The 22,123-nt window shown below is 61.2% G+C and carries 22 protein-coding genes; 12 read left to right on the top strand and 10 right to left on the bottom strand.

What is annotated here, in order from left to right; all coding sequences use genetic code 11:
- Nucleotides 1–97 precede the first annotated feature (97 nt).
- The 5 genes from aceF (at nucleotide 98) to pncB (ending at nucleotide 6,725) form a co-directional block, all read left to right on the top strand.
- On the top strand, nucleotides 98–1,780 hold the full coding sequence (gene aceF / locus ACYQ1A_RS10655; protein ID WP_499362006.1) for a dihydrolipoyllysine-residue acetyltransferase: 1,683 nt from the start codon (nucleotides 98–100) through the stop codon (nucleotides 1,778–1,780).
- Nucleotides 1,781–1,877: 97 nt separating this feature from the next.
- The gene (gene lpdA / locus ACYQ1A_RS10650; protein ID WP_499362005.1) at nucleotides 1,878–3,650 is read left to right on the top strand and encodes a dihydrolipoyl dehydrogenase; all 1,773 of its coding nucleotides are present in this window, start codon (nucleotides 1,878–1,880) and stop codon (nucleotides 3,648–3,650) included.
- A 219-nt stretch (nucleotides 3,651–3,869) separates the two neighbouring features.
- The gene (locus ACYQ1A_RS10645; protein WP_062225434.1) at nucleotides 3,870–4,178 is read left to right on the top strand and encodes a hypothetical protein; all 309 of its coding nucleotides are present in this window, start codon (nucleotides 3,870–3,872) and stop codon (nucleotides 4,176–4,178) included.
- Between the two features lie 67 nt (nucleotides 4,179–4,245).
- Nucleotides 4,246–5,403: a methionine aminotransferase gene (locus ACYQ1A_RS10640; RefSeq protein ID WP_499362004.1), complete on the top strand. Its 1,158-nt coding sequence runs from the start codon at nucleotides 4,246–4,248 to the stop codon at nucleotides 5,401–5,403.
- A 95-nt stretch (nucleotides 5,404–5,498) separates the two neighbouring features.
- Nucleotides 5,499–6,725 (top strand): nicotinate phosphoribosyltransferase, encoded by a 1,227-nt coding sequence (gene pncB, locus ACYQ1A_RS10635; protein ID WP_499362003.1) that lies wholly within the window; start codon nucleotides 5,499–5,501, stop codon nucleotides 6,723–6,725.
- Nucleotides 6,726–6,746: 21 nt separating this feature from the next.
- On the opposite strand, the gene ACYQ1A_RS10630 is transcribed toward pncB, so the two are convergent.
- From ACYQ1A_RS10630 to ACYQ1A_RS10615, 4 genes are read right to left on the bottom strand one after another with little or no spacing between them, the layout of a single operon-like run.
- Entirely contained in the window at nucleotides 6,747–7,091 is a 345-nt protein-coding gene (locus tag ACYQ1A_RS10630) for a hypothetical protein (protein WP_499362002.1), read from the bottom strand.
- A gap of 6 nt (nucleotides 7,092–7,097) precedes the next feature.
- Nucleotides 7,098–7,445 (bottom strand): metal-sensitive transcriptional regulator, encoded by a 348-nt coding sequence (locus ACYQ1A_RS10625; protein ID WP_499362001.1) that lies wholly within the window; start codon nucleotides 7,443–7,445, stop codon nucleotides 7,098–7,100.
- Nucleotides 7,432–7,638 (bottom strand): heavy-metal-associated domain-containing protein, encoded by a 207-nt coding sequence (locus tag ACYQ1A_RS10620; RefSeq protein ID WP_062225527.1) that lies wholly within the window; start codon nucleotides 7,636–7,638, stop codon nucleotides 7,432–7,434. The genes ACYQ1A_RS10625 and ACYQ1A_RS10620 overlap by 14 nt, the downstream gene beginning before the upstream one ends.
- The gene (locus ACYQ1A_RS10615; RefSeq protein WP_499362000.1) at nucleotides 7,619–9,838 is read right to left on the bottom strand and encodes a heavy metal translocating P-type ATPase; all 2,220 of its coding nucleotides are present in this window, start codon (nucleotides 9,836–9,838) and stop codon (nucleotides 7,619–7,621) included. The genes ACYQ1A_RS10620 and ACYQ1A_RS10615 overlap by 20 nt, the downstream gene beginning before the upstream one ends.
- A 232-nt stretch (nucleotides 9,839–10,070) precedes the next feature.
- Here ACYQ1A_RS10615 and ACYQ1A_RS10610 point away from each other — a divergent pair, with 232 nt between their 5' ends.
- From ACYQ1A_RS10610 to ettA, 3 genes are all read left to right on the top strand, one after another.
- Entirely contained in the window at nucleotides 10,071–11,555 is a 1,485-nt protein-coding gene (locus tag ACYQ1A_RS10610; RefSeq protein WP_499361999.1) for a multicopper oxidase family protein, read from the top strand.
- Nucleotides 11,556–11,679: 124 nt separating this feature from the next.
- Nucleotides 11,680–11,856, top strand: coding sequence for a hypothetical protein (locus ACYQ1A_RS10605; protein WP_499361998.1), 177 nt, complete (start codon nucleotides 11,680–11,682; stop codon nucleotides 11,854–11,856).
- Between the two features lie 135 nt (nucleotides 11,857–11,991).
- On the top strand, nucleotides 11,992–13,659 hold the full coding sequence (gene ettA, locus ACYQ1A_RS10600) for an energy-dependent translational throttle protein EttA (protein WP_499361997.1): 1,668 nt from the start codon (nucleotides 11,992–11,994) through the stop codon (nucleotides 13,657–13,659).
- Between the two features lie 313 nt (nucleotides 13,660–13,972).
- On the opposite strand, the gene ACYQ1A_RS10595 is transcribed toward ettA, so the two are convergent.
- Nucleotides 13,973–14,374, bottom strand: coding sequence for a YkgJ family cysteine cluster protein (locus ACYQ1A_RS10595; RefSeq protein ID WP_499361996.1), 402 nt, complete (start codon nucleotides 14,372–14,374; stop codon nucleotides 13,973–13,975).
- Between the two features lie 143 nt (nucleotides 14,375–14,517).
- On the opposite strand from ACYQ1A_RS10595, the gene ACYQ1A_RS10590 reads away from it, so the two are divergent.
- Nucleotides 14,518–15,447, top strand: coding sequence for a pseudouridine synthase (locus tag ACYQ1A_RS10590; protein ID WP_499361995.1), 930 nt, complete (start codon nucleotides 14,518–14,520; stop codon nucleotides 15,445–15,447).
- 48 nt (nucleotides 15,448–15,495) lie between these two features.
- Here ACYQ1A_RS10590 and ACYQ1A_RS10585 read toward each other — a convergent pair whose 3' ends face one another.
- Nucleotides 15,496–15,894, bottom strand: coding sequence for a helix-turn-helix domain-containing protein (locus ACYQ1A_RS10585; RefSeq protein ID WP_062224229.1), 399 nt, complete (start codon nucleotides 15,892–15,894; stop codon nucleotides 15,496–15,498).
- 286 nt (nucleotides 15,895–16,180) lie between these two features.
- Here ACYQ1A_RS10585 and cysK point away from each other — a divergent pair, with 286 nt between their 5' ends.
- A complete protein-coding gene (gene cysK, locus ACYQ1A_RS10580) occupies nucleotides 16,181–17,113 on the top strand; it encodes a cysteine synthase A (RefSeq protein WP_499361994.1) in 933 nt (310 codons plus the stop codon).
- Nucleotides 17,114–17,173: 60 nt separating this feature from the next.
- On the opposite strand, the gene ACYQ1A_RS10575 is transcribed toward cysK, so the two are convergent.
- Complete coding sequence (locus ACYQ1A_RS10575; RefSeq protein WP_062224233.1) at nucleotides 17,174–17,380, bottom strand: glycine zipper 2TM domain-containing protein; 207 nt, start codon at nucleotides 17,378–17,380, stop codon at nucleotides 17,174–17,176.
- A 229-nt stretch (nucleotides 17,381–17,609) separates the two neighbouring features.
- Here ACYQ1A_RS10575 and ACYQ1A_RS10570 point away from each other — a divergent pair, with 229 nt between their 5' ends.
- Nucleotides 17,610–18,281 (top strand): peptidoglycan DD-metalloendopeptidase family protein, encoded by a 672-nt coding sequence (locus ACYQ1A_RS10570; RefSeq protein ID WP_499361993.1) that lies wholly within the window; start codon nucleotides 17,610–17,612, stop codon nucleotides 18,279–18,281.
- A 36-nt stretch (nucleotides 18,282–18,317) separates the two neighbouring features.
- Here ACYQ1A_RS10570 and ACYQ1A_RS10565 read toward each other — a convergent pair whose 3' ends face one another.
- The 3 genes from ACYQ1A_RS10565 to moaA all read right to left on the bottom strand — a co-directional run bounded on the left by ACYQ1A_RS10565 (nucleotide 18,318) and on the right by moaA (nucleotide 21,249).
- The gene (locus ACYQ1A_RS10565) at nucleotides 18,318–19,634 is read right to left on the bottom strand and encodes an NCS2 family permease (RefSeq protein ID WP_499361992.1); all 1,317 of its coding nucleotides are present in this window, start codon (nucleotides 19,632–19,634) and stop codon (nucleotides 18,318–18,320) included.
- A gap of 100 nt (nucleotides 19,635–19,734) precedes the next feature.
- Nucleotides 19,735–20,241 carry a molybdopterin-guanine dinucleotide biosynthesis protein B gene (mobB, locus tag ACYQ1A_RS10560; RefSeq protein WP_499361991.1) on the bottom strand — a complete coding sequence of 169 codons (507 nt, stop codon included), beginning with the start codon at nucleotides 20,239–20,241 and terminating at the stop codon, nucleotides 19,735–19,737.
- Nucleotides 20,242–21,249 carry a GTP 3',8-cyclase MoaA gene (moaA, locus tag ACYQ1A_RS10555; RefSeq protein ID WP_062225220.1) on the bottom strand — a complete coding sequence of 336 codons (1,008 nt, stop codon included), beginning with the start codon at nucleotides 21,247–21,249 and terminating at the stop codon, nucleotides 20,242–20,244.
- A gap of 165 nt (nucleotides 21,250–21,414) precedes the next feature.
- On the opposite strand from moaA, the gene ACYQ1A_RS10550 reads away from it, so the two are divergent.
- Nucleotides 21,415–22,032, top strand: a complete 618-nt coding sequence (locus tag ACYQ1A_RS10550) for a putative pterin-binding protein (protein ID WP_062225221.1) — start codon at nucleotides 21,415–21,417, stop codon at nucleotides 22,030–22,032.
- Nucleotides 22,033–22,123: the final 91 nt, after the last annotated feature.

The following is a 22,123-nucleotide window of genomic DNA, read 5'->3' as shown; positions in this document are numbered from 1 at the left end:
AGGCACAGCCCCCGGTCTGATCGGGCGGGGGCTGTACCAGGAACGGGGCTAAGGCGATACCGGCCCCGCTGCTCACCCAAGACAGGTACAAGAAGCCATGAGCAATGTTATTGAACTGAAGATTCCCGACATCGGCGGCCATGACGGCGTCGATGTCATTGAAGTCATGGTCAAAGCGGGCGACGTGATCGAAGTCGAGCAATCGCTGATCACGCTCGAAACCGACAAGGCCACGATGGAAGTGCCGGCCACTGCGGCTGGTACGGTCAAAGAAGTAAAGATCAAGACCGGCGATAAAGTGTCGGAAGGCGATGTGGTGGTGTTGCTGGAAGTGGCCGATGCGGCTGCAGCACCAGTCCCGGCCGCTGCCCCGGCACCTGCGGCTGCGCCAGCCCCGGCGGCAGCACCCGCGCCCGTTGCAGCACCGGCCCCGGCCCAGGCTCCGGCCGCAGCCCCTGCCGCCAGTGGCCCGATTGAAGTGCGCGTTCCTGATATCGGTAACTTCGACGCCGTCGAGATCATCGAAGTCAGCGTCAAGGTGGGCGATACCGTGGCGGTGGACGATTCGCTGCTGACGCTCGAATCCGACAAGGCCAGCATGGAAGTGCCCTCACCCGCCGCTGGCGTGGTCGAGAGCATTGCCGTCAAGGTGGGCGAAAAGATTGGTGAAGGCGCGTTGATCCTGACGCTGAAAGGCGTAGCTGGCGCGGCTGCTCCGGCACCCGCCGCTGCGGCACCCGCACCCGCTCCGGCGGCGGCCGCCCCTGCGCCCGTCGCTGCCCCGGCACCCGCGCCCGCTGCTCCGGCTCAAGCCGCAGCTGCCCCGACGGCGGCCAGCACCAGCTACAACGAAGAAGGCTTCAAGCGCGCGCACGCCAGTCCGTCGGTGCGCCACTTTGCACGTGAACTGGGCGTGGATTTGTCACGCGTCACCGGCACCGGTCCCAAGGGCCGCATCCTGCACGAAGACGTGCGCGGCTTTATCAAGACCGCCTTGTCCGCTGCAGCGGCGGCACCGACTGCAGCTCCGGCGGGTAGCGGCGTGGGTCTGGATCTGCTGCCGTGGCCCAAGGTCGACTTTGCCAAATTTGGCCCGGTCGAAGCCAAGCCGCTCAGTCGCATCCAGAAGATTTCCGGCGCCAATCTGTCGCGCAACTGGGTGATGATTCCGCACGTCACGTTCAACGACGAAGCCGATATCACCGAGCTGGAAGAATTCCGCAAGTCGATCGGCAAAGAGTGGGAAAAGAGCGGTCTCAAGCTCAGCCCGCTGGCCTTCATCATCAAGGCCGCCGCCGAAACGCTGAAGGCGTTCCCCAACTTTAATTCCAGCCTCGATGGCGACAACCTGGTGCTCAAAAAGTACTACCACATCGGTTTTGCCGCCGATACGCCGAATGGCCTGGTGGTGCCGGTGATCAAGGATGCCGACAAGAAAGGCCTGAAAGAGATCGCCAAAGAGCTGACCGAACTGTCGGGTCTGGCGCGTGAAGGCAAGCTCAAGCCCACCGACATGCAGGGCGCGACGTTTACCATTTCCAGCCTGGGCGGCATAGGCGGCACCAGCTTTACGCCTATCATCAATGCGCCCGAAGTGGCCATCCTGGGCGTGTGCAAGAGCCAGATCAAACCGGTCTGGAACGGCAGCGCATTCGAGCCGCGCTTGCTGTGCCCGCTGTCCTTGTCGTTTGATCACCGCGTGATTGATGGCGCGGCAGCAGCACGCTTTACCGTGCATCTGGCCCGCCTGCTGGCCGATCTGCGTCGTCTGATTCTGTGAGGCGCGTGACGGGCGCCACCGCGCCCGTCCGTGCTGGTCTGCGCGGCCCCGTACGCCGGTGCCGCGCGCCCACCCTCCCTCGCACAAAGGTAATGCCATGAGCAATGTAGACATTAAAGTGCCCGACATCGGCGGTCACGAGAACGTCGAAATCATCGAAGTGATGGTCAAGCCCGGTGACGTGATTGAAAAAGAACAATCGCTGATCACGCTGGAAACCGACAAAGCCACGATGGAAGTCCCGTCCACGCACGCAGGCACCGTGGTGTCGGTGGCCGTTAAAGTGGGCGACAAGATTTCCGAAGGTGGCCTGGTGATTACGCTGGAACAAGCCGCAGCCAGCGCCGGTACGCCGGTCGCCGCGCCTGCGCCGGCCACAGCCGTGCCGTCGCCACAACAAGCTTCCAGCGCCTCGCAACCGGCCGCTGCGCCGCAAGCGCCGGTCATTTCGGGCGATGTGGTGGAATGTGATGTGCTGGTGCTGGGCGCTGGTCCTGGCGGCTACACCGCTGCCTTCCGCGCGGCCGATCTGGGCAAGAAAGTGGTGCTGGTCGAGCGCTACGCCACGCTGGGCGGCGTGTGTCTGAACGTGGGTTGCATCCCGTCCAAGGCGCTGCTGCATGTGGCCAAGGTGCTGACCGACGCCGAAGAAATGCGCTCGCACGGCATCGACTTTGGCGCGCCCAAAATCGATATCGACAAGCTGCGCGGCTTTAAGGACGGCGTAGTTACGCGTCTGACCAAGGGCCTGAGCGGTCTGGCCAAGCAACGTAAAGTGACGGTGCTGACCGGCAACGGCCAGTTTAGCGGCCCCTACACGCTGAATGTGACGGCCGAAGATGGCTCGGTTAAAACCGTGCGCTTTGCCAATGCCATCATCGCCGCCGGTTCTACCGCCTTCAAGATTCCGGGTTATCCCTACGATGATCCGCGCGTCATTACCTCCACCGGTGCGCTCAAGCTCGAAGGCATTCCCAAGCGCATGCTGGTGGTGGGCGGCGGCATTATCGGTCTGGAAATGGCCTGCGTGTATGGCGCGCTGGGTACCGAAATCAGCGTGGTGGAACTGGGCGATGGCCTGATTCCCGGCGCGGATCGCGATATCGTCAAGGTGCTGCAAGACCGCATCAACGGCCGTTACAAGATCATGGTCAAGACCAAGGTCAGCAAGGTGGAAGCGCTGCCGGAAGGCCTGCGTTGCACCTTTGAAGGCGATTGGGCCCCGGCCGAGCCGCAGGTGTACGACAAGGTGCTGGTCGCCGTCGGCCGTCGTCCTAACGGCGGTTTGATTGGCGCCGAGTTTGCCGGCGTCAAGGTCGATGAGCGCGGCTTTATCAGCGTGGATAACCAGTGCCGCACCAACGTGCCGCACATCTTTGCCATCGGCGATATCGTCGGCAATCCGATGCTGGCGCACAAAGCCACGCACGAAGCCAAATGCGCGGCCGAAGTCATCTCGGGCATGAAGAGCTATCTGGATTACCGCGCGATTCCGTCGATTGCGTATACCGACCCCGAAGTGGCGTGGATGGGTCTGACCGAAACCGAAGCCAAGGCCAAGAACATCCCCTACGAAAAAGCCGTATTCCCGTGGGCGGCTTCAGGGCGTGCACTGGGCAACGGCCGCGATGATGGTCTGACCAAGATCCTGATCGATCCGGAAACGCACCGCATCCTCGGCGCCGCCATTGTGGGCGTCAACGCTGGTGAGTTGCTGGGCGAAGCGGTGCTGGCCTACGAAATGGGCGCGGATATCAACGACATTGTCGGCACGGTGCACGCGCACCCGACCCTGTCCGAGACCGTGTACATGGCGGCCGAGATTGCGCATGGTTCGATCACCGACTTGTATATTCCGCGCAAGAAATAAACGTGCGGCATGCGTAGGTGCAGCATGGAAAACCCGGCCTCGGCCGGGTTTTTTTATGCCTGAGCGCGCGACGTGAGAAGCTTTTTTAAGACCGGATATTTATATGGAATATGCCAAAAGCATTAATTCGCGTATAAACAACAGCATCGGCGGGTCCGTTATTAGGATATCTCCGATAATCGTTATGCTGCGGCTGTCCCCTTAACCAAGGTCTACCCCATGCAACGTCTACTCGCTGTTGTTGTCTGTGCCACCCTCGCCGCCCCGGTCTGGGCTGATCCTGTCGTCCTTGGCGGCGGCACCATCCAGTTTGTCGGCCGTATCGTAGAAGACGCCTGCACCGCCACCGCACCCGCCGACGGCAGCGCGCGTCCGCAACTGAGCGGCTGCAAGCCCGAAGTGGCCAGTCGCACGCAAATCAGCGTACAACCGCTGACCCGGCCAGTGGCCAATCCGGTGGTCAAGCAAATCAGCAGCACGCCCACGGCGGATCATAAAGCCGCTATCGTCACCATCGAATATCTGTAACCCGTACGCCCGGCACCGCGTTGGTACCGGGCGCTTTGACCACCCCCAGCCTGACCCTGCCCTCGCCATGAATCTGCGTTCTCGCTTGCCCGATGTCGGTACCACCATTTTCAGTGTGATGAGCCAATTGGCGCTTGATCACGGCGCCATCAATCTATCGCAAGGTTTTCCTGACTTTGCCCTGGACGCCGCCCTGCTCGAACACGTTAACGACGCCATGCGCCAGGGCCACAACCAGTACGCGCCGATGCCGGGCTTGTTGGCGTTGCGCGAAGCTATCGCGGGCAAACTGGCGCTAAGCCAGCAAGTGAGCGTAGACCCGGTCAGCGAGATCACGATTACCGCCGGCGCCACGCAGGCGCTGTTTACCGCACTGGCAGCGGGGCTGCACGCGGGCGACCAGGCGCTGGTGCTGGATCCCTCCTATGACAGCTACGCGCCGGCCATCGCCGCCCTCGGCGCCGAGCCGATCCGGATCAAGCTGGCCCCGCCGACCTTTGCACTGGATTGGCAACAGATTGAAGACGCCATCACGCCGCGCACCCGCGTCATCATCATCAACAACCCCGGCAATCCTTCCACCCGCATCTGGTCCCGCGTGGATCGGGCGGCGCTGGCGCAACTGGCCGAGCGCCACGATTTGCTGGTGATCGCCGATGAGGTTTACGAACATCTGGTTTACGACGGCGCGCAGCATCTCAGCGTGCTGGCCGAGCCCGCTTTGCGCGCACGCAGCATCGCGGTGTATTCGTTTGGCAAGACGTTTCATGCCACCGGCTGGAAGATCGGCTATATGGTGGCGCCCGCGGCAATCACGGCGGAGCTGCGCAAACTGCATCAATTTCTGGTGTTCTCGGTGCATACGCCCGCGCAATTTGGTCTGGCCGCGCATTTGCGCGACGCCGCGCACTGGCAGAATCTGGGCCGCGAATACCAGGCGCGCCGCGATCACCTGGCCGCCGGGCTCAGCGCCGCAGGCTTTGATTTGCTGCCGTGCGCGGGCACGTATTTCCAGTTGGCCAGCTATGCCCGTATCCGCCCCGATCTGAACGAACTCGAATTTGCGCAATGGCTGACCATGGAATACGGCGTCGCCAGCATTCCGCTTAGTCCGTTTTATGGCGATGGCGCCAACCACCAACTGGTGCGCTTCTGCTTTGCCAAGCGCCCGGAAACGCTGGATGCGGCGCTGGCCCGGCTAGCGCCACTGGCCCAGGCCGCCTGAGCCACCACGCCGGGGCCGCCGTACTGCGGTTTCCGGCAGTTGCCGCGCGCACGCTGGCCCGGCAGACTTGCGCTTATCCGACCCGGAGAACCCGCATGAGCGCGCCCGCATTCCAGCCTGTGATTACATCGCTGCTGGATACCGATCTGTACAAGTTCACCATGATGCAAGAGATCCTGCATCACCATCCCGAAACCAGCGCCGAGTACGTGTTCAAGTGCCGCAACCGGCCCGAGCTGCCGCTGTCGGCCCTGAAGCAAGAAGTCGAAAAACAGCTTGACCATCTGTGCACATTGCGCTTTAACGACGTTGAGCTGGACTACCTGGCCGGGCTGCGCTTTATCAAATCGGACTTTGTCGATTTTTTGCGGCTGTTCCATCTGCACCGCCAGTTCATCCACGTGACTATTCCGGAACATGATCCGGATGGCCTCGAAATCCGTGCCGTCGGCCCGATGCTGCATGTGATGTTGTTTGAGATCTACGTGCTGTCGACGGTCAACGAGCTGTATTTCCGCCAGTTTCCACAAGACGTTGCCATTGCCGAGGGCCGTCGCCGCATCGCCGACAAGCTGACGCGTCTGGATGCCTTTGCGCAAGAACCGCCCTGCCGCTTTCCGTTTGTGATGTTCGACTTTGGCACGCGCCGCCGCTTCTCCCGCGCCTGGCATGAAGAGATCATCGCCGGTGCCGCCGCCCGCCCTAACTCGTTTATCAAAGGCACCAGCAACGTTGAACTGGCGCGCATCTATAACCTGACGCCCATAGGCACCATGGCGCACGAATATCTGCAGGCGTTCCAGTCGTTTGGCTCGCGCTTGCGCGACTTTCAGAAAAACGCGTTGGAACATTGGGTGCGCGAATACCGGGGCGATCTTGGCATTGCGCTCACCGACATCGTCGGCATGGACGCGTTTTTGCGCGATTTCGATCTGTATTTCTGCAAGCTGTTTGACGGGCTGCGCCACGATTCGGGCGACCCGTTTGTGTGGGGCGAAAAGGCAATCGCGCACTATCACAAGATGCGTATCGATCCGCTGACCAAGATGCTGGTATTCAGCGATGGCCTGAATGTGGACAAAGCCATCACGCTGTACCGCCGCTTTGCCGATCGCGCCCGCACCGGCTTTGGCATCGGTACCAATCTGACCAATGACTGCGGCATCACCCCGCTACAGATCGTGATGAAGATGACGCGCTGTAACGGCCAGTTTGTTGCCAAGGTCAGCGACAGCCCCGGCAAGGGCATGTGTGAGGACCAGAATTTTCTTAACTATCTTGGCGACGTATTCCACATCGACAAGGCCATGCTCAATCACTGAGCGCGGCCCGGCGTAAGCGGCTCAGGCGCGCGGCGGTGTGTTGCAACACGCCGCCGCCTTGAGCGTGGATTGCGCCGCCAGATTGCTGTCCTGATTGTCATACCAACCCGCGCGCCAACGGCTGAAGCCGGTGGTTCTGGCTTGCAGCCAGTTGAGCAGGCGGCTGTAGTGCCAGATGCGCACATCGTAAGTCACCGCCACCCGGCCACCGTGCACCGGCTCGATCTGCAACACGCCCTCTTGCAAGGCCAGTTGGTTCAGCTGCGTACGCTGTTCGTCCGACAAAGCTCGCCCCAGCGCCAGCACGCGGCGCACTTGCCAGAGCGGCGTGCTGTTGGCGACCTCCGCTTTTTTTGCTCGCGCCATGGCGCCCTATCCTTTCAGTTTGCGTACCACATCGATCAATTCGGCAATGGCGTCATCGCCCCCGCCGTCGGCAATGGCCCGCGCCACACAACCGTGCGCGTGGTCTTCCAGCAACTGCATTGCCACCGAATCCAGTGCGGCCCGGATGGCAGTGATCTGGGTCAGGATATCTACGCAATAACGATCCTGCTCCACCATACGCCCCACGCCGCGCACCTGGCCTTCTATGCGATTGATGCGGCCGAGCAAACGTTTTTTTTCCGGCTGCACTACCACCCGGTCGGGATCGCCAGGTGTCAAAGCCTCGGCACCAGCCCCATCAGCACAGTGCAGACAACCTTCACCGGACGTCATAACCGGCATCCTCAATGGCCTGGCGGAACTCATCCGGGCCGGTGGCTGCGGCATCGTAATCGACGGTGGCACGCGCGGTTTGTTGGTCCACCACGGCACTATGCACGCCGGGGATAGCGGACAACACGCGGGTCAGGGTGGCAACGCAACCGCCGCAGCTGATGCCGTCGATTTCAAGGGTTGTGGTTTGCATGATCGGAAGCTCCTGGTTGAGGGTCGGCAGACGCGAGCGCAGGCGGCTGCCAGCCTCGCAACGCATTAAGCAGCACTGAAACCGAGCTCAGCGCCATGGCTGTGCCGGCGACGGCCGGGCTTAACCACCCGAACGCAGCCAGGGGGATACCCAGCACATTGTAGATAAAAGCAAAAAACAGATTCTGGCGGATACGGCGGAGCGTGGTACGCGACAACGCCAACGCTTGCGGCAAGATACGCAAATCGTTGCGCAGCAGCGTCACATCGGCGGCTTCAACCGCCACATCGCTACCGCTGCCCATGGCAAAGCTGACATCGGCCGCGGCCAGGGCGGGCGCATCGTTGATGCCATCGCCGACCATAGCCACACGGCCACCTGCCGCCCGCAATTGCGCAATCACGCCGGCCTTGCTGCCTGGCATGGCTTCAGCGTGGATAGCGCTGATGCCCACTTGCTGCCCCACCCATTGCGCAGTGGCGCGACGGTCACCGGTCAACATCACCGGCCGGATGCCCATATCGCGCAAGGCGGCGATGGCGGCGCGGGCGTCGGGCCGGATCTGGTCGGCCAAGGCAAAGGTCGCCAGCAACCGGCCGTGCTGCGCGATGGCGATCAGGGTCTCGTCTTGCTGGCCATCTGGCGCAGGCTGACCCGGCGCTAGCCAATCGGGGCGACCCACTTGCCAGCCCGCCTGGTCGGCGACCCTGCCACTCACCCCCAGACCGGCATCGACCTTGAACTGCGTAACTGGCAGCAGGCCAAGCTGGCGTTCACGCGCGGCGTCGATCAAGGCGTGCGCCAAAGGATGCTCGCTGCCGGCTTCCAGGCTGGCGGCGATCTGCAATAACTGCTCCGCGCTGTGGTCGGTGTCGAGCACGTCTATGCGACGCAAAGCCGGGCGGCCCGTGGTCAGCGTGCCGGTCTTGTCGAACACCAGCGTATCCAGCGCCGCCGCATGTTCCAGCGCACTGGCATTGCGAAACAGCAAGCCCAGCCTGGCCCCCCGTCCCACACCAACCATCACGGCCGATGGCGTGGCCAGGCCAAGCGCGCATGGGCACGCGATCACCAGCACCGACACCGCATGTATCATCGCGGGCACCAGCGCCCCCAGCCACCACCAAGCCAGCACAAACACCAGCAAAGCAATACCGAGCACGCTGGGTACAAACACGGCTGAGATCCGGTCTGCCAGGTGTTGAATCGGCGCGCGCGAGCCCTGGGCGGCGCTGACCAGGCGGATGATCTGCGCCAGCTGCGTGCCGGAACCGGTGGCGGTGACGAGACAACGCAACATGCCGTCCTGATTGCGGGTGGCGGCGTACACGGCGTCGCCTGCCACTTTATGCACGGGCAGGTTTTCGCCGGTGAGCATGCTTTCATCGACGGCGGCCGCGCCTTCCGTCACCACGCCATCCGCCGCGATCACTTCGCCATGCCGCACGATCAGTACATCGCCCTGCTGCAGCAGGCTGATTTCAACTTCGCTGATCTGCCCGTCACGCTCGATCCGGGCAGTTTTGGGCTGCAATTGCAGCAAATGCGACATGGCTTGCGAGGCGCGTTGGCGGGCGCGCGCTTCCAGCCATTTGCCAAGGCAAACCAGCGTGATGACGGTGGCGCTGGCCTCAAAATAAACCGGCTGCGCATCCGCCCTCAGCACAACCACCAGCGCACTGAATAACCACGCCACGCTGGTGCCGAGGGCAATCAGCACATCCATATTGGCCCCGCCCCCGCGCACGCTCTGCCATGCGCCACGATAGAAGCGCAGGCCGGGGCCAAACTGCACCAGGGTGGCCAGCGCCAGTTGCCACGGCCGCGGCAACATTGCGCCATGCCAGCCGCCCAGCATCGCCAGCATGTCCAGCCATAGTGGGGCCGTCAGCACGGCGGGCAGAAGCCACACCGCCGCACTGGTGCGTTTTTCATCGGCGCTGGGCGGGGTTGCGTCGGCCAACAGCCGGGCCTGGTAACCGGCCTTTTGCACCGCAGCGATCAGTTGTTCGGTGGAATGTTGCGCTGCGGTCTGCTCAACCTGCGCGACTTCGGTGGCCAGATTGACCTGCGCCACCACGCCCGGCAGGCGGTTAAGCACTTTCTCGATGCGCGCGGCGCAGGCGGCACACGTCATGCCTTGGATGGCAAACGATTGCGTTTGGCGGGGCGCGCTGGCAAGCGGGGTTGAGGGGGTCATGGCAATAGTCCAGAAATACCGGCAGGGGGTATATTACGCCGCCGTATTGATCGACATCAAGCCAGGGCAGAACGGTGATTTCAGGCTTTACGCTATACGGCAGGGGGGTATAGGCTTTGCGGCGCTTTGTTCGGCCACGCCAGCAATTTGCCCGCGTTGCGCCAATACTGATGCCTATCAAGATGACGACACAAACGGTGGCGCCTTATCCGGTGCCACCCGGAGAACGCGCATGAACCGCAGAGATTTTCTGTATTACGCCGGCGCCGGCCTGAGCTTGCTCACCTTGCGCCAGGCCGCCATGGCCATGGACATGGCCCAGATGGCGGGCATGGACCATACCGCCCATGGTAAAGCCGCGGCCAGACCTGCTGCCGGCAAAACCATCACCCTGCCCCGTGGCGCGCCGCTGCATCCGCTAATGCGGCTAAAAAACCAGAGCAAAAAGCCTGGCCAGTTTGTTGCCACCCTGCGCGCCGCACCCACGGTGGTGCAACTGAAGCCGGGCCTGCGTACGCCGGTGTGGGCTTATAACGGCAGCGTGCCGGGCCCGCTGATCGAGGTGCACGAAGGCGATAGCGTCAGCATCAAACTGATCAACCAGCTCAAACAGCCCACCACCATCCATTGGCACGGCCTGCCGGTGCCGCCGGAACAGGATGGCAACCCCGGCAGCGAAATCGCACCGGGCAAATCGCGCACTTATCGCTTTACCTTGCCGGTGGGTAGCGCAGGCACTTACTGGTTCCACCCGCATCCGCATGGCCACACTGCGGAACAGGTTTACCGCGGTCTGGCCGGGCTGTTTATTGTGCGCAGCAAAGCTGACCCGCTGGCACATCTGCCGGAGCGGCATCTGGTGTTTTCTGATCTCAAGCTGCAGGCCAACGGGCGCATTGCGGACAACGAGATGGACGACTGGATGAATGGGCGCGAAGGCCAGTTTGTGCTGGTCAACGGCCAGTGGCAGCCCACGCTGAATGTATTGGGACGTCAGCGCTGGCGCCTGTGGAATGCCTGCAGCGCGCGCTATCTGCGGCTCAAGCTGCCGGATCAATCCATGATCCAGGTCGGCACGGATGGCGGTTTGCTGGCCGCGCCGGTGCCGGTGAGTGAATTGCTGCTGGCGCCGGGTGAACGCGCCGAGGTGGTGGTGTCCGGCGACGGCAATAGTGCGCTGACCGCGCTGGCCTATGATCGCGGCAAGATGGGCGATGTGGCGCCCGAGCACGATGTGATCCTGCTGCATGCGCATTTCCGCATCGGCGTGCCGACCGAATTGCCGCAGCAATTACGCGCTATCGAAGCGCTCGGCCAGCCGGTTGCGAACAAGGAACTGGTGTTCAGCGAAGACATGGACAACATGACCGATGACCCGGCGTCGATGAAGTTCATGATCAATGGCAAGGTGTTTGATATGAACCGGGTCGATCTGACCAGCAAGGCAGGCGAGGTCGAAGCGTGGACCTTGCGCAATGACTCGGATATGGACCACCCCTTTCATCTGCACGGCACGCAATTTCAGGTGGCCGAACGCCGCTTCAAAGGCCAGACTACCCCGGAGAAATTGTTGGCCTGGCGCGACACCGTCAATGTGCGGCCACAAGAATCCGTGGTCATCCATACCGTGCAAAAAGACAAGGGGCGCCGCGTCTATCATTGCCACATCATCGAGCACGAAGACCTCGGCATGATGGGCCAGATGGATGTCATCTGATTTGCGCTTGTTTTATTACAAGCGGATACATGAGAATGGACGAACGTTACGGTGAACCGGTGATCAGCTTTCTATGCTGGTTGCAACGTCAACGTCCAGTTGATAAACCCAGGAGAAAAAAACCATGAAAAAGCTTTTTGCTGCAGTGCTCGCCCTTTCGATTTTCGGTTCCGCTGGTCTGGCTTTTGCTGAAGAAGCTGCCGGCACCGCTGATGCTGATCCGGCTGCGAAATCTTCGCAACACGTGAAGCATCACAAAAAAGCCAAGAAAGCCAAGGCTAGCGCCGCTTCCGCTTCTTGATAGAACGGTAGTGCGCTCCCCCAAAACCGGCCCCAGGGCCGGTTTTTTAATGCCCGCTCGTCACGCGCATACGCTGCCGGGTGCGCCTGCGTTTGCTACACTTGCGCCATTCTCAGCCACACACAAGACACTGCAATGGCCCAATACGTTATGTCGATGCTCCGCGTGAGCAAAATCGTCCCGCCTAAACGTCAGATCATCAAGGATATTTCGCTCAGCTTTTTCCCCGGCGCCAAGATCGGTTTGCTGGGCCTGAACGGCGCGGGTAAATCCACGGTGCTGCGCATCATGGCTGGTGCCGACAAAGAGTTCGACGGCGAAGTACAACATCTGGCCGGCGTGAAGATCGGCTATCTGCAGCAAGAGCCGCAACTGGACGCCAGCAAGACCGTGCGCGAAGAAGTCGAAAGCGGCATGGGCGAAGTGATGGATGCGCAAAAGCGGCTGGAAGAAGTCTATGCCGCCTACGCCGAACCGGATGCCGACTTTGATGCGCTGGCCGAAGAACAAGGCCGACTGGAAGCCATCATCTCGGCCGGTGCCGGCGACAATACCGCGCTGCAACTCGAACTGGCCGCGGACGCGCTGCGCCTGCCGCCGTGGGATGCGGTGATCGGGCATCTGTCCGGCGGTGAAAAGCGGCGCGTGGCATTGTGCAAACTGCTACTGTCCAAGCCCGACATGCTGCTGCTGGATGAGCCGACCAACCATCTGGACGCTGAATCGGTGGAATGGCTGGAGCAATTCCTGGTGCGCTTTCCGGGCACCGTGGTGGCCGTCACCCATGATCGCTACTTCCTTGATAACGCCGCTGAGTGGATTCTGGAACTGGACCGCGGCCATGGCATTCCATGGAAGGGCAATTACTCCAGCTGGCTGGAGCAAAAAGAAGCGCGCCTGAAGCAGGAAGAATCAACCGAATCGGCCCGCCAGAAAGCGCTGAACAAAGAACTGGAATGGGTACGGCAGAACCCCAAAGGCCGCCAGGCCAAATCGAAGGCACGGATTGCGCGCTTCGAAGAACTGTCCAGCTTTGAGCATCAAAAGCGCAACGAAACCCAGGAAATCTTTATCCCCGTGGCCGAGCGTCTGGGCGATAAGGTCATCGATTTCAACGGCGTCTCCAAAGCCTTTGGCGACCGTCTGCTGATCGACAACCTGAGCTTCTCGGTACCTGCTGGCGCCATCGTCGGCATCATCGGCCCCAACGGCGCGGGTAAAACCACGCTGTTCAAGATGATCGCCGGCAAAGAGCAACCCGATAGCGGCAGCATCGAAATCGGCCAGACCGTGCAGACCGCGTTTGTTGAACAATCGCGCGACAGCCTCGAAGACGAAAAGACCGTGTTCGAAGACGTGTCCGGCGGCCTTGATAATCTGCAAGTAGGCAAGTTCGAGATGTCCAGCCGCGCTTATCTGGGCCGCTTCAACTTCAAGGGTGGCGATCAGCAGAAAAAAGTCGGCATGTTGTCCGGCGGTGAACGCGGCCGTCTGCATCTGGCCAAAACGCTGCTGCAAGGCGGCAATGTGTTGTTCCTGGATGAGCCATCCAACGATCTGGACGTGGAAACCCTGCGCGCGCTGGAAGACGCGCTGCTGGAATTTGCCGGCACCGCATTTGTGATCAGCCATGATCGCTGGTTTCTTGACCGCATCGCCACGCACATCCTCGCGGCTGAAGGCGACAGCCAGTGGACCTTCTTTGATGGCAACTACCAGGAATACGAAGCGGACAAGCGCAAGCGTCTGGGTGAAGAAGGCGCCAAGCCGAAGCGTATACGCTACAAGCCCGTCACGCGTTAATGGCCCAAGCGGCGGACTGCAGGGCCGCCGCAGAATGCCCACAAAAAAGCCGCCTCATGGGCGGCTTTTTTACGTCGGGCACAGCGGGGGCGTTACTTGAGACGCGCCCAAGTCGCCAACGCGGCTTTCTTGTTCGGCTCCGGGCTGCTGATGGCGCTGCAATTGCCATCCTTGCCAAATTTGCTGCACTGAACCCAGACGCGATTAGCGCCAGCCTTGCAGATTTTGCCGGGGGCGCCACAGCGTGGACAGGGCACGGGCGTGGCAACGGGTTGGGCAGCAGCGGGCTCAGACATAGCGGTCAAATCTTTTGTCAAGGTTTGTTGCGGTACGCGCAGAAACCCGGGCGCGGCCCGATTTTGGGATGATTGCGACAGGTATTGGGGCGCAAGTCATAGATGGTACAGCGCCGCGTTTCGGCGTGCAGATAGCGGCAATCGCCACTGGCGCGCTGGGCCAGCGTAAACACTTCGTGTTTGAAGTTGAAATGCTGGATCACACCGGCTTTCTGCAAGCGCTTGGCAATCTGCTTGGCGGCTTCATGCTCGGCCTCAAACGCATCCACCTCGCCCATGCGAACCAGATCAGGCAGGCGCACCTCAACCGGCATGGTGCAACAGGACGCCTGGCAATCGATACACAGGCTGGCGCGATAGCGCGCCCAGGTATCCAGATTTTCCAGCGTCGAAAGGTGTATCAGTTTCTTGGTGATCATAAGCAAACAGTCCAGTGCGGCGCGCATTATCAGTGGCCCGGGGGGCCAGACGCAATGCAACTGTGCTGGACGGTAGCGCCTGCCACGCCTGCGGCCAGGCGCTTGGCCGCGTACAATCGCGCTTTTGCCTGCCGGATCGTCGTATGCATAACCGTTCGCCACTGCCGCATCGCGATGGCGTCGCCCCCAGTTTTGTGGTGCTGCCCGAACAAGGCGAGTGGCCCGATCTGCTCACTTTTTTGCTGCAACGTTTTCCGTTTTTGCCGGCCGGGGTGCTGGCGCAACGCCTGGCTAACGGAGAGATGGTGGATCAGCATGGGCAGCCGGTGCGCGGCGATATGCCGTATCCGCGTGGTGGTCGGCTCTGGTATTACCGCGACGTGCCCGACGAGATCAAAGTGCCGTTCGAGATCAACATCCTGCATCGCGATGAGCGCCTGCTGGTGGTGGACAAACCGCATTTTCTGGCCACCATCCCGTCGGGTCGCCAACTGCGGGAGACCGTGGTGGCGCGTTTGCGCCAGCAGTTTGATCTGCCCGAACTGACGCCAGTGCACCGGCTGGATCGGGAAACGGCGGGCGTGGTGCTGTTCTGTTTACATCCGCCCAGCCGTGGCGCGTATCAGGCTTTGTTCCAGCACCGCCAGGTGCAAAAGGAATACGAAGCCGTGGCGCCCTACCGCGCTGAGTTGCTTGCACCGCATACCCGGCATAGCCACATCGCGGCTGGCAGCACGTGGTTTACCATGCAGGAAATTGACGCCGAGCCCAATTCGAGCACGCATATAGAAATGCTGCACCCATTAGCCGGATCAAATCCGCAACTGGCTCTATATCGATTAAAGCCGCACAGCGGACGCAAGCATCAATTGCGGGTGCATATGGCCGCTTTGGGTGCGCCTATTGTCAATGACCCGTGGTATCCCACGCCATTGGGCGACAAGGCCGATGACTTTAGCGCCCCATTGCAATTGCTGGCACGGGCAATTGAATTTATCGACCCCTACAGCGGCGAATTGCGAAAATTCTGCAGCCAGCGCAATCTGGCATTAGCCGCTGATTGCCAATTCTGATTGCGCAAATAAACGCCCGAATTAATCGGGCCTTTATTTGCGCCTGGCCTAACCGCCGCCTTTGTCCGAGGTGTCGGGCGGAAACCGGGTGACGTGCACATTGTGTCTATGCGTAAACGCTTGCAGAAAATGCAGCAGCGCATGCCGTCGCACCCGGTTAAGGTCTTGAAACGCGTCGATCAAGGCTTGTTCTTCCGGATCCAGCGGCAGCGGCTCGCGCAGCGGAAACCCGCCACCCTCGGCAGTGCCCAGTCCGGTCAATAACCAGTCGGTCGATGCACCGAGCAAGCTGGATATGCCCATCAGATTGGTCAACGTTGGATCGGCCTCATCCGATTCCCAGGCGCTGACCGAGGGTTGGGTTACATGCAAACGATCAGCCAACCAGCCCTGGCTGCGTTTCCGGGTTTTGCGCACCATGCTGATGCGAGAGCCTAATGTATTCATGAAGTGGATATTAGCGGGTTTGTTGCATGCGGCAGAATTGTCTTTAAAGATACGAGATGCTATAGCGCAAGGCGATTTGCTTATAGTCATATATAGGAATAGCCCGAATCATTACGCATTAAAAGAATAGCAATGCGTGGCCGTATTTTTGACAGCGGCTTTGCAATTGGCAATCCATTCAATTAAATCAGCAATTAATTCAGAATTATCTTGTCGGCCGCTGCACATCGGGCAAACAGCGCGCTAGAATGGCTGCCTCTGATCCCGTCAAGCAAGGAAGCAAACCATGAACATCGCCAATGATGTAACGGCTTTGATCGGCAATACCCCGCTGGTGCGCCTTAACCGGCTGCCCGCCAGTGGCGGCGCCACGGTGGTGGCCAAGCTGGAATATCTGAACCCCAGCCACAGCGTCAAAGACCGTATCGCCGTTGCAATGATGGATGCGGCCGAACGCGATGGTTTGATCAACGCAGACACCACCATCGTCGAACCAACCTCGGGCAACACCGGCATTGGTCTGGCCATGGTGTGCGCGGCGCGCGGTTACAAACTGATTTTGACGATGCCCGAAACCATGTCGCGTGAACGCCGCGCCCTGTTGCGCGGCTATGGCGCGCAACTGGTGCTGACGCCAGGGCCGGAAGGCATGGGCGGCGCCATCAAGCGCGCTACCGATCTGGTGGCTGAAAACGCCAATCACTTTATGCCGCAGCAGTTCGAAAACCCGGCTAACCCGGAAATCCATCGCAAAACCACCGCCGAAGAGTTGTGGCGCGATACCGACGGCCAGATCGACATCCTGATTGCAGGCGTAGGCACCGGCGGCACCATTACCGGCGTGAGCGAAGTGATCAAGGCCCGCAAGCCTTCATTCAAAGCCATTGCTGTTGAGCCGGATGCCAGCCCGGTGCTGTCTGGCGGCGCCAAAGGCCCCCATCCGATTCAGGGTATCGGCGCGGGCTTCGTGCCCAAGGTGCTGTCGACCAGCGCCTATGACGAAGTGATCCGGGTGAAGAACGAAGATGCCTTCGCCACGGCGCGCGCATTGGCGACGCAGGAAGGCATTATGGGCGGCATCTCGTCCGGTGCAGCGGTCTGGGCTGCACTGGAAGTAGCTAAACGCCCGGAAAATGCCGGCAAGCTGATTGCGGTGATCATTCCGTCGTTTGGCGAGCGCTATCTGTCGACACCGCTGTTTGCCGATCTGGTGGACTGATCGCGGCTACCCGCGCGCAACGGCGGGTGGGTCGGCTGACCCACCCCTGTCGCCCTACGCTTAGTGGGTTTCGTGGCCGATCACGCCACCAACGGCAGCACCGCCCACGGTGCCCACAGCCGAACCATTAGTCAGCACCGAACCGGCAACCCCGCCCACTGCGGCACCGACGGCCGTGTGTTTGGTGGTGCTGTCCATGTCGGCGCAGCCGGTCAATGCGGCAGCGAGTGTGGCGATAAGGGCAGCGGTACGTAGCATGGTGGTCATGATGTTCTCCGGGATGTGATTAGAGGTGTATTGCCATACCAGTAAGACGACGCGGCCAGCGGCCGGTTGCGGCGCAAAGTCCGCATTGCACGTGGGGCCAGTGCGCGAAAAAATGTCAGCGTTGACCTGCGTCAGCCGAAGTCCTCGCCAACAAAAACCACCTTGCTGACTGCCACCGCGGCCCAGCGCGTTTTACAATGGCCGCCACCGCCATAAGAGCCCGAACCCCGTGACGCGCCGCCTGCTTACTACCCTCAGCCTGATCACGCTACTTGCCGCGTGCTCCAGCAATCCCGCCACAGACACCCCACCTGCCGGTTATTACCGGGTGCAGAAGGGCGACACGCTGTACCGCATTGCGGTCAACAACGGCCAGAGTGTCAACAATCTGGTGCGCTGGAACAATCTGAAAGATGCGACCAGTCTGGAGGTGGGCCAGGTATTGCGCGTCACGCCAAAGAACGGCGACCGCCCTGCCCCCACCAGCACGCGGCGTCCGGCTAGCCCAGCTGCCAGCGAGACCACGGCGCCGGCCGAAGTCGCGCCCAAAATCAGCCTGATCTGGCCCGCCAAAGGTCAGGTGCTGAAATCGGGCGACCGGAATAACGGCATCGATATCACGGGCAATCGCGGAGACGCGGTGTTGGCCGCCGCGTCGGGCAAAGTGGTGTACGCCGGGGAAGGCATCCGCGGTTACGGCAAATTGCTGGTGATCAAGCACAGCGAGGTTTATCTGACCGCCTACGCGCACAACGATGCACTGGCGGTAAAGGAAGGCGACGACGTTAAACAGGGCCAGCGCATCGCCAGCATGGGCGACAGCGGCGCTGACCGCGTCGCGCTGCATTTTGAATTGCGCTACAAGGGCAAAGCCATTGATCCGACCAGCGCCCTGCCTTGAGCGCTGGACCGGCGGGGGCAGGATTAACGCCCGCGCTTAGTGCGCATCCAACCCGAACTTGATCACAAACAACAGCGCCACCACCACCACGCACCACGGCAATTCGCGATAGCGGCCCGTGCCCAGCTTCATCACCGCATAGGCGATAAATCCGGCGGCGATGCCTTCGGTGATGGAGAAGCAGAACGGCATCATCACCGCCGTGGCAAAGGCCGGCACCGCCTCTGTCAAATCATCCCACCGCACTTTGGTCAGTTCGGACGTCATCAGCACGCCCACGTAGATCAGCGCGCCTGCTGCCGCATAGGCAGGCACCATCGCCGCCAGCGGGGCAAAGAATACCGCCAGAACAAACAGCAAACCCACGGTCAGCGCCGTCAATCCGGTACGGCCCCCGACCGCCACGCCAGCCGAGCTTTCGATATAGGTGGAAATGGCCGACGTCCCCATAAACGCACCCAGCACCGACACGCTGCTATCCACCAGCAAAGCCTGCTTCATCCGCGGAAAACGCCCGCTGGCATCGCTGAGTCCGGCACGGCCGGTAACGCCGATCAAGGTGCCGGATGAATCAAACAAGCTGACCAGCAAGAAGGCAAAAATCACACTCGCCAGCGGCCATTGCAAGGCGCCGCGCAAATCAAGCTGACCCAGGATGGGGGCCAGGCTGGGCGGACTGGCCACCAGTCCAACGTAATGCACATTGCCCAAAGCCCAGCCCAGACCGGTGGTGACCGCCATCGCAATCAAGACCGAGGCATGGATGCCGCGCGCGGCCAGAATGGCGATCAGAAAGAAACCGGTGGCGCCCAGCAGGCAAGGCAGCGAGGTCAGATTGCCCACCGTCACCATGGTGACCGGGTTGGCCACCACGATGCCCGCGTTATGCAAGCCCATCAGCGCAATCATCAAGCCGATGCCCGCACCGATGCCGACACGCAAACCATGGGGAATGCTGGCAATCAGCCAGTACCGCACCCGTAGCACGGTCAGGATAAAAAAGCCGACCGCGCCCCAGAAGATGGTCGCCATGCCGGTCTGCCACGTCAGATGCATGCCCCCGACCACCACAAAGGCAAAGAAGGCATTCAGGCCCATGGCGGGTGCCAGCGCAATCGGCAGATTGGCCACCAGACCCATCGCGATACTCCCCACCGCCGCGATCAGGCAGGTGGCCACGAATACCGCCTGCTGGTCCATGCCGGCATTGGCGAGAATCTGCGGATTAACAAAAATGATGTAGACCATGGTCAGAAAAGTAGTCAGACCGGCCAGCAATTCGGTACGCACGGTGGTGCCGTGGGCACGCAACTGGAACACGCGTTCCAGCACAGATGGAGGAGTTGGGGACATGAATCACCAGAATCAAAACAAGGGGAAGGCCAGAGCGCGGCAAGCATAACAAAGCCCGGGCCGCGCGTGGTCCTTGCACAATTACCGCTGCGGCGCGGCTTTACTGAGGATAGTCGATGGCGTGCTGCAGAATGAAATCAGCGATGGCGCTGATCTGCTCCAGCCCGAATTGTGGAATAGACGGCGGCACCGGCGGGGTGTCTTCGGTGGCCAGCACGATGATGTCGTCAAACTGCAAAAAACGCGGCGGCTTGCCATTGGCCTCACGCCAGACTTCCAGCTTGGGGAAGGGGCTGCTGCGAAAACCTTCCAGCAGCGTTAGATCAGCGGGTGCCAGCCGCGCCAGTTGCGCGGCCAGATCGGGCTCGGCTTCGTCGCGTAGCTCATGCACGATGGCATAGCGATACGGCGACACCACCATCACCTCGCCCGCGCCGGCGGCGCGAAAGCGCGCGCTGTCCTTGTCCGGCGGTTCCAGCTCGATATCGTGATGCGAATGCTTGATGGCGTTAACGCGCAAGCCACGGCCGGCAATTTCGGCGATCAGTTTTTCCAGTAGCGTGGTCTTGCCACTGCCCGAGGTGCCCACCAGCCCGAATACACGCATCTAACCGCCTGTTTGCGACATAAAACGAATGATCTTGCCCGGTTCTTCGCGGAACTCATGCCGCTCGGGCTTTAACTCGATGGCGACGCGGATGGCGGCTTCGAGTTCGGCATCGCTGGCGCCATCACGTAACAGCGGGCGGAATTCAAAGCGCTCTTCCTGCCCCAGACACATATATAGCGTGCCATCGACCGCCAGCCGCACCCGGTTACAGGTGGCGCAGAAATGCTGCGAAATCGGCGTAATAAATCCGATGCGGCCGCGGCCGTCGCCGGTGGTCCAGTAGCGCGCCGGGCCTCCGCCCAGTTCCAGCGTTTCCGGGCGCATATCAAAGCGCTGCACCAGTTGCTCGCGCACCGGGCCCAGATCGAGATACTGCGCGTTGCGACCGGTCGAGCCCATCGGCATCGCCTCAATCAGGCGCAGGATAAATCCGTGTTCCATGGCAAATTCGGCCATACGTTCGATCTCATGATCGTTGACGCCCTTCATTGCCACCATATTCAACTTGATCGGCGCAAAGCCCTCGGCCCGCGCGGCATGGATGCCCGCCATCACCGCGCCAAACGTATCGCGCCCGGTAATGTGTGCGTTACAGGCGCCGTCCAGGGTATCCAGACTGATGTTCAAACGATCAACCCCGGCCTGGCGCAAGGCCCGCGCATGCTTGACCAGTTGCGTTGCATTGGTGGAAAGCGATAGATCATGCAGCCCCGGCAGCGCCTTTAACTGGCGCGCTAGCTCCGGCAGACCACGGCGCAACAGAGGCTCGCCCCCGGTCAGCCGGATGCGCCCAACGCCCAGGCGGGCAAACGCGCCGATCAAGCGTTCGATTTCGGCAAAGGTCAGCCAGTCGGCCGGTTCTTCAAAGCCGTTAAAGCCTTTGGGCATGCAATAAGAACAGCGCAGATCACAGCGATCAGTGACCGAAAGGCGCACGTAGTCCACCCGTCGACCAAAGCGATCAACGAGAGCAGGACGAAGCGGATGCGGTGCGGGTGCGTTCATGGTGAGCGATATTGTAGGCCGTAACTCTTACTTCGGCATCAGCCGCTATTTTTACAGGGCCAGCAGTCGGCGACCAGGGGCGGAACGCCTGGATCGCTGTCAGATCATGGGCAACCGGCAGCCGCTCTGGCACACTGTTGCACCCCGCAACTCACGGTTGAAACAATGAATAAACGTACGTTTCTGCTGCGTGGCGCCGCGTTGCTGAGCACGGTGCCGTTGACCGCGCTGGCGCAAAGCAAAGCCCACAGCAAACCGCGTAAACCCGCGCCAGCGCCAGTCGGTGGCCCGGCCGTACTGACCGTGAGCGGTGCCATCAGCCGCAGCAACCGCGGCGCCGTCGACCCGGCGCTCGATCCGCTTTTCAATAAACTGGCCATTCATTTCGACAAAGCCTGGACGCTGTCCTGGCCCGAACTGGCCGCCATGCCCGCCAACGACATCCACACCACGCTGGCGTGGGACGGCAAAGTGCATAGCCTGCGCGGCCCGTATCTGGCGCAATTGCTGGCGACGGCCGGTGCCGCCACCCGCGATGGCACCAAGGTCTTGTTGCGCGGGCTGGATGGCACCAGCGCCAGCATCAGCCTGGGCGACTTGCGCAAATATCGCTATATCGTGGCGACGCATATGGACGGCCAGCCGCTGGCGCTGGGTGGATTCGGCCCGCTGTGGGCAATCTTTGCCGCCGACCAGTTTCCCGAAGTCATGGCCAGGCCGCTGGCCGAACGCTATCTGAATTGCCCCTACGCCTTGTTTCATATCGAAGTGCAAACCGGCTAGGCCTGCGGGAGCGGGTGCCCGAGGCCCTCAAAAGCATCTTGTCGACCCTCGGCATGTTCGCCATAATGCAACACTGTTGCAAATAATGAAT

The organism is Silvimonas sp. JCM 19000, from assembly GCF_054652575.1.
The sequence above is the reverse complement of the archived record's forward strand: the minus strand, read 5'-3'. Positions and strand labels throughout refer to the sequence as shown.